Origin of the sequence: Salipiger sp. HF18 (genome assembly GCF_011806505.1) — a bacterium.
Classification (GTDB): domain Bacteria; phylum Pseudomonadota; class Alphaproteobacteria; order Rhodobacterales; family Rhodobacteraceae; genus Salipiger; species Salipiger thiooxidans.
In genome coordinates this window covers 1-6,299 of the sequence record NZ_JAATOS010000233.1, presented here as the reverse complement: position 1 = coordinate 6,299, position 6,299 = coordinate 1, and the positions used below count along the sequence as shown (strand labels likewise).

Here is a 6,299-nt window from a genome sequence, read left to right as displayed (position 1 = left end):
CGAGGCGGTGCGCGACGAGGTCCGGCCCCTGCGCCGCGAGATCGCCGCCTACCGTGAACACAACGACCTTCAGAGCATCCTCGGCGGCATCGGCTACATCGTCGGTCTCTTCGGGCTCGGCTTCTACCTCGCGGCGCGCCGCAAGCTCGCGGGCTGAGCCGTGGCCCACGCGCTGAGGCCCAGCGAAAAGACCCTGGCCGAGGCCGGCGCCGCGCCCGAGTACGGGACCGTGGGCCAGCTCGACCCCCGGCTGCGCATCGTCATGGCCGGGGTCTTCGGCATCGTCACCGTGGCGCTCACCACCCTGCCCGCAATGGCGGCGGCGCTGGCCATGGCGGTGGGGCTCATGGCACTGTCGAAGCTGCCGCCGGGGCCCACGCTCAGGCGCATGGCGACGATGGACGGGTTCATCCTCTTCATGCTGGTGATGCTGCCCTTCACCGTGCCCGGCGACGCGATCTTCAGCCTGTGGGGCCTCACCGCCAGCTGGCAGGGGCTCCGGCAGGCCACAGAGATCGCGCTCACCGCCAACGCCGTCATCCTCGCGCTGATGGTGCTGGTGGGCACCCTCGAGCCGGTGACGCTGGGCCACGCCCTGCACCGGCTGCGCTGCCCGGAACGGCTGGTACACCTGCTGATGTTCACCATCCGCTACATCGAGGTGCTCCGGCACGAGTACCTGCGCCTGCGCGCCGCGATGAAGGTCCGGGGCTTCCGCCCGGGCACCAACTGGCACACCTACCGCAGCTTCGGCTACCTCGTCGGCATGATGCTGGTGCGGGCCATCGAACGCTCCGAACGCATCCTCGCGGCGATGCGCTGCCGCGGCTTCTCGGGGCGCTTTCCGCTGCTCGGCGACTTTGCCCTCACCGCCCGCGACCGGCGCGTCGCGGTGGTCTTCTGCGGCCTCTGTACCGCGCTCCTCGGCGTCGATCTCGCATGGCCCTGATCGCGCTCTCCGACATCCGCTTCGCCTACCCCGGCCACGCCCCGGTGCTCGACGGCGTCTCGCTGCGGCTCATGCCCGGCCAGCGGCTGTCGCTGACCGGTCCCAACGGCGCCGGCAAGTCGACCCTGCTGCGCATCGCGCTGGGGCTGCAACGCCCCGACGCGGGCACCGTCACCGCCTTTGGCACGCCCCGCCGCGAGGAGGCCGACTTTCACGAGGTCCGCCGCCGCATCGGGCTGGTGTTCCAGGACCCCGACGATCAGCTCTTCTGCCCAACCGTGGCCGAGGACGTGGCCTTCGGTCCGCTCAACCTCGGGCGCAGCCGTGACGAGGCGCTGGCCATCGTCGACCGGGTGCTGGCCGATCTCGACCTCGCCCACCTGCGCGACCGCATCACCCACAAGCTCTCGGGCGGCGAGAAGCGGCTGGTGACGCTGGCCACCGTGCTCGCCATGGAACCCGAGGCGCTGCTGCTCGACGAGCCGACCAATGCGCTCGACCCGAAGAACGAAGGGCGCCTGCTCGAGATCCTGCGCGCCCTGCCGCAGGCGATCCTGCTTGTGAGCCACTCCGCCGCCTTCCGCGCGGCCCTGGCCCCCGACGCGCTCGACCTGCGCGACGGCAGACTGGTGCCGTCCTAGCCCGCGGCGCTGGCCACCACGATCTCGTCGACGCTGCCGTCCACCGAGCGGCAGGCCGAGAGCAGCCGCGACACGAGGTGGGTGGCGACGTAGCTCGCGTGGAAGCGCGAGGGCGCCTGCAGCGTCAGCCGCCCCCCTGCCCTGCTGCGGCGCTCGAGCGCCGCGATCCACGACCCGTAGAGCGCCGGGTCCTCGGCGTGCAGCAGCGCGCGTGCCAGCGTCCACTCGGTGCCGTCCGAGACCTCGGGGGCCGCGACCCTGCCCTTGACCGGCAGCGGCACCACCTTCGGCGCCTCCTCGGGGGTGGCGCTGAGCCGGTGCTCGAGATCGGGCCCCACGTCGCCCCAACGGGGGCGGCTGTCCTCGAGGATGCGTTCGATCGCCAGCGAGTACTCGGTGACGCGGCCCCGAGCGCCCTGCCGCCGCACCGTGAGCCATCCCATCGCCCGAAGCTTCGCCATCTCGCGCTTGACCGTCCGTTCGTCCACCAGCCACAGCCGCGCGATCTCGCGCTGGCCCACCGCCAGCTCGTCGCGCCCCCAGTTGTAGCGGGCGGTCACCAGGGTCATCAGTCGCAGAACGAGCCGCTGCCGACCCTTGTCCTGCGCCAGGGCAAAGGCTCCCATGACCGTGAGAAGGTCGTATTTCATGGCCGGGGCGTTGCGCGCGGCCGGATTTCTGGCAAGCATATGCTGCCCTCGTGTCTCGCCCCTGCGGGCCTGCCTCGATCCCGGGCTCTTGTTGGCCCGTGAAGATCCCTTGCGCCGTCAACTCAGCGTTCTTTGGTGATCTCGATCTATTTGCGTCCGGAAAACCGATTCTGTCAAGGCGTCAGGGATTTACGTCCTGACCCCAATCCTTTTTCGAATGAAAAAATGGGTATCTAGGTATTGGGGGACATATTGGCTGTCCCCTTATTCGGTGAAAATGTCCCCCAATATCTGGGTGGAGCGCCCGGAGTGTCCCTCAGTATTCGGCCAGAGTCTCCAGAGCCTTGCCGAATCACGAGGGGGTGCCGTTGCCCTGCCCCCGCGGGGTTTCCGTTGGTTTCACCGGGAATTGGCGATTTCGCCACATCCGATGCTTTCATCATAATAGGCTTTGGCATTTCTGGCAAATCAACGTAAATGGTGGAGCAGAGAAAATTAGCGTCCCGATGTTCCAAAGATGGCCGGTGTCCCCGCGGGGACAAACGCCACGACAGGCATCGCAAGCCAGCGTCCCCGCGGGGACAGGCACCGGGACGGCACGACGGGCAGAGCAGGAGGCACCATGTTCACTCACGAAGACCTTGCGCGGATGCAGGCGCAGTCCCTGAAGATGCAGGGCTGGATCCGGCAGCAGACCTTTTCGCCGGAGCTCGAGAAGCGGCTCAGGCGGTTCTCGAGCTGGGAGGTGGCCGAGCTCATCCTCCGGGTCAACCAGTCCACGCTTCGGGGCCGCATGGCCGCCGACCCCTCGCTGCCGCAGGGGCTGGTCGAGGAAGACGGCCGCCAGCGCTGGTATGCGCTCGAGGAGATCAACGAGATCCGCCGCAAGCTCAAGGTCAACCGCAAGAGCCTGATGCCGCGGCGGCCGGCGGGCAAGCGGGCGATCCGCGTCGCGATCTCGAACTTCAAGGGCGGCGCCGGCAAGTCGACCGTGGCGCTGCACTTCGCCCATGCCGCGGCGCTCGATGGCTACCGGGTGCTCTGCGTCGACTTCGACCCGCAGGCGACGCTCAGCCACTCGATGGGGCTGTCAGACATCACCGAGGAATATACGGTCTGGGGCATCATGGCCCGCGACCTGATCCGCGAGACCGACCGGATGAACGCGGCCATGCGCGGCGCCGAGAGCGGCTCCGCCCTGCCCCAGCGCCGCCTGCCCGAGGCGATCACCGACATGGGCCTGCGCGACCTGCGCGTCGCCGACTTCATCAAGCCGACGTCCTGGCCCACCATCGACATCATCCCGTCCTGCGCCAACGCGGCCTTCGTCGAGTTCGCCAGCGCCCAGTACCGCCACCTGAACCCCGAGTGGTCGTTCTTCGCCGCCGTGTCGCGCTACCTCGACGCCCTGCCCCGCGACGCCTACGACATGGTGATCTTCGACTGCCCGCCCGCCATCGGCTACCAGAGCATGAACGCCGTCTTCGCCGCCGACATGCTCTACGTGCCCTCGGGCCCGGGCTACTGGGAATACGATTCCACCACCTCGTTCATCGGCCAGCTCTCCGAGGCGCTCGCCGATCTCTCGGGGTTCGAGGGGGTTGTCCCCGCGGGGACACTGCAACTGCCCAAGGTGTTCCAGGACGTGCGCTTCCTGCTCACCCGCTACGAGCCCGGCAACGAATTGCACCGCGCGATGCGTTCGGCCTTTGAAAAGGTCTGGGAAGACAGAGTGACCCTGCACCCGATCGAGATGACCCGGGCCGTCGAACAATCCGGGCGGTTCCTGAGCTCGATCTACGAGATCGACTATCGCGAGATGACCCGCGAGACCTGGCGCCGCGCCCGCGCCAGCTTTGACCGGGCCTACGAGGAATTCCGCGATCACGCGCTGACCGCGTGGGACAAGCTGGAGGATGAGGCATGAGCAAGAGACGTGGTTTCGACATCGACTTTCCCAGCACGCAGGACGGGGTCTACACCGGCGGCGGACGCCGGACCTCGGCGCCCGCGCCCGCGCCCAAGCCCGAGGCGCGGCGCGGTCCCATGGCCGCGGCGATCTCGGAAAACGCCGACGCGCTGCGCGAGCGCGCCGAGGCCGAGCGCGCGATCCGGGAAGAGAACGACCGGCTCGCACATGAGCACGTCCGGCTGAAGCGCGCCGGGCTGATCACCGACCTGATTGCCATCGACGCGATCCGGACCGAGAAGCTGACCCGCGACCGCGGCACCGGCGCCGACCCGGATATCGCCGAACTGAAGGCCTCGATCCGCGCCATTGGCCTTTCGAACCCGATCCAGGTCGAGCCCGTCGGTGACGGCTACGAGTTGGTCCAGGGCTTCCGCCGCCTGCGCGCCTACCGCGAGCTTTTCGCGGAAACCGGCGACGAGGCCTTCGCCCGGATCCCGGCGGGCCTTGTCGCGACCGGCGAGGCGCTCGAGGGGTTGTACCGGCGGATGGTCGACGAGAACCTCGTGCGCCGCGACATCTCGTTTGCCGAAATGGCGGTGCTCGCCATGCGCTACGCCGAGGATCCGGGCACGGCGTCGGCGGATGTGGCCTCGGCGGTGGACGTGCTTTTCGCTTCCGCCGGCCGGCAGAAGCGCAGCTACATCCGCCATTTCGCCGGTCTGGTGGAAACGCTGGGCGACGTGCTGCAGCACCCCGAGGCGATCTCGCGCAATCTGGGGCTCGACGTCGCCAAACGGATGGGCGCGGAGCGCGGCTTCGAGGCGCGGCTGCGCAAGGCGCTTTCCGAACAGGGCGAGCGCTCGGCGGATTACGAGGTGGCGGTGCTGCAGGACGCGCTGAAGACCACGCAATCGGCGCCGGCGCCGCGGAGCTCCAGCGGCAAGAACGCGGCTGCCAAGACCACGCTGCGCTGCACTGTCCCCGCGGGGACAGTCCGTTGCGCCGCGCGCGACGGCAAGGTCGAGCTGCAGATGGAGCGCGATTTCTCGAGCATCGACCGGCACCGGCTCGAGGCCGCGGTGGCGGCCTTCATGGCAGCGCTCGACGACTGAGCGCCTTCTTCCGACACGATGCCAGGGCGGCGCCGCGGACACCCCGCGCGCCGCCTTTTTTGTGTCTTTGGGGTTGGGTGTCTTCGGCGGTTGCGTGGTGGCGTTGCGCCATGGCGCGCGGGTTCCGGGCCCGTCTCGGGACGCGGATTTTCGGGAGTACACGACAGGGTCACGGAGTGTCCCCACGGGGACAGGCTATGACGACTGGACGGTGCGGCGTCAGGTGCGGAGCGAGCTGGAGCGAGCGGTGCTGTTTCATGAGTGCTTCAGATCAAGGGGCGAGGTTCATTGGTCGAGGATGCCGGATCACGCGCGCTGGGGTGAGGCGAACGGGCAGGGTGGCGGAGTAAAGCCGACCTGCGGTCGTGGGCTGAGAGGACGGCAACGGTCCTTGGGCCGTCGGGATGGCCGGGCAAGGACGGCTGAGACCCACGGGAACGGGATGGGCGATGGTGGGCCGTGGACGGGGGCAGGGCGGCCTCCCGCACCTTGACGGGAGACCCTGCGGGGCAATGCGCGAGGCAGGCTGATGGTTGTGTCCCCATGGGGACAGGGGGAGGGGATCGCCGCAGGTGTCCCCGCGGGGACAGCGAAACGTCCCGCGCGAGCTGCCCTCGCCGGTGGCCAAGATCGGCATCTGGTCAGAGGTCCTTGCCGGGCCGGCCCGGTGGCGGGATCGTCCCCGCGGGGACAGTGGACAGTGGACAGTGGACAGTGGACAGTGGACAGGGGACAGGGGACAGGGGACAGGCTGTCGGGCAGGGGACAGGCTGTCGGGCAGGGGACAGGCTGTCGGGCAGGGGACGGGACGCCGAACCGGGTTCGGTGGGGTGGCCGAGGGGCGGGGAATCCGTGCATCGGGGAACTTCCCCGTGACCTTCCTGCGCCTGGACTATATAGAACGAGGACGCGGATGGGGCCTTGCGCCGGGGCACACGGCAAGGTCCTCAAGGCCCAGAGGCCCAGAGGCCCAGAGGCCCAGAGGCCCAGAGGCCCAGAGGCCCAGAGGCCCAGAGGCCCAGAGGCCCAGAGGCC

General features: G+C 69.0%; 5 protein-coding genes and 1 pseudogene. 5 read left to right on the top strand and 1 reads right to left on the bottom strand.

The window, feature by feature from the left end; genetic code table 11:
* The 3 genes and pseudogenes from HC022_RS29265 to HC022_RS16880 all read left to right on the top strand — a co-directional run.
* Positions 1 to 157 (top strand): annotated as a pseudogene (locus HC022_RS29265) (cobalt ABC transporter permease); the annotation flags it as partial.
* 3 nt (positions 158 to 160) lie between these two features.
* On the top strand, positions 161 to 949 hold the full coding sequence (gene cbiQ, locus HC022_RS16885) for a cobalt ECF transporter T component CbiQ (protein ID WP_167453208.1): 789 nt from the start codon (positions 161 to 163) through the stop codon (positions 947 to 949).
* Positions 940 to 1,590 (top strand): energy-coupling factor ABC transporter ATP-binding protein, encoded by a 651-nt coding sequence (locus HC022_RS16880; RefSeq protein WP_167453207.1) that lies wholly within the window; start codon positions 940 to 942, stop codon positions 1,588 to 1,590. Before cbiQ ends, HC022_RS16880 begins: the two co-directional genes overlap by 10 nt.
* On the opposite strand, the gene HC022_RS16875 is transcribed toward HC022_RS16880, so the two are convergent.
* Positions 1,587 to 2,279 carry a DnaA N-terminal domain-containing protein gene (locus tag HC022_RS16875; protein WP_167453206.1) on the bottom strand — a complete coding sequence of 231 codons (693 nt, stop codon included), beginning with the start codon at positions 2,277 to 2,279 and terminating at the stop codon, positions 1,587 to 1,589. The two genes, HC022_RS16880 and HC022_RS16875, sit on opposite strands and share 4 nt — an antisense overlap.
* Before the next feature lie 583 nt (positions 2,280 to 2,862).
* Between HC022_RS16875 and HC022_RS16870 the strand changes: the two genes are divergently transcribed.
* Both HC022_RS16870 and HC022_RS16865 read left to right on the top strand, forming a co-directional pair.
* Positions 2,863 to 4,167, top strand: a complete 1,305-nt coding sequence (locus tag HC022_RS16870; protein WP_167453205.1) for an AAA family ATPase — start codon at positions 2,863 to 2,865, stop codon at positions 4,165 to 4,167.
* Positions 4,164 to 5,264: a ParB N-terminal domain-containing protein gene (locus HC022_RS16865; RefSeq protein ID WP_167453204.1), complete on the top strand. Its 1,101-nt coding sequence runs from the start codon at positions 4,164 to 4,166 to the stop codon at positions 5,262 to 5,264. Before HC022_RS16870 ends, HC022_RS16865 begins: the two co-directional genes overlap by 4 nt.
* The last annotated feature ends 1,035 nt before the right edge of the window (positions 5,265 to 6,299 follow it).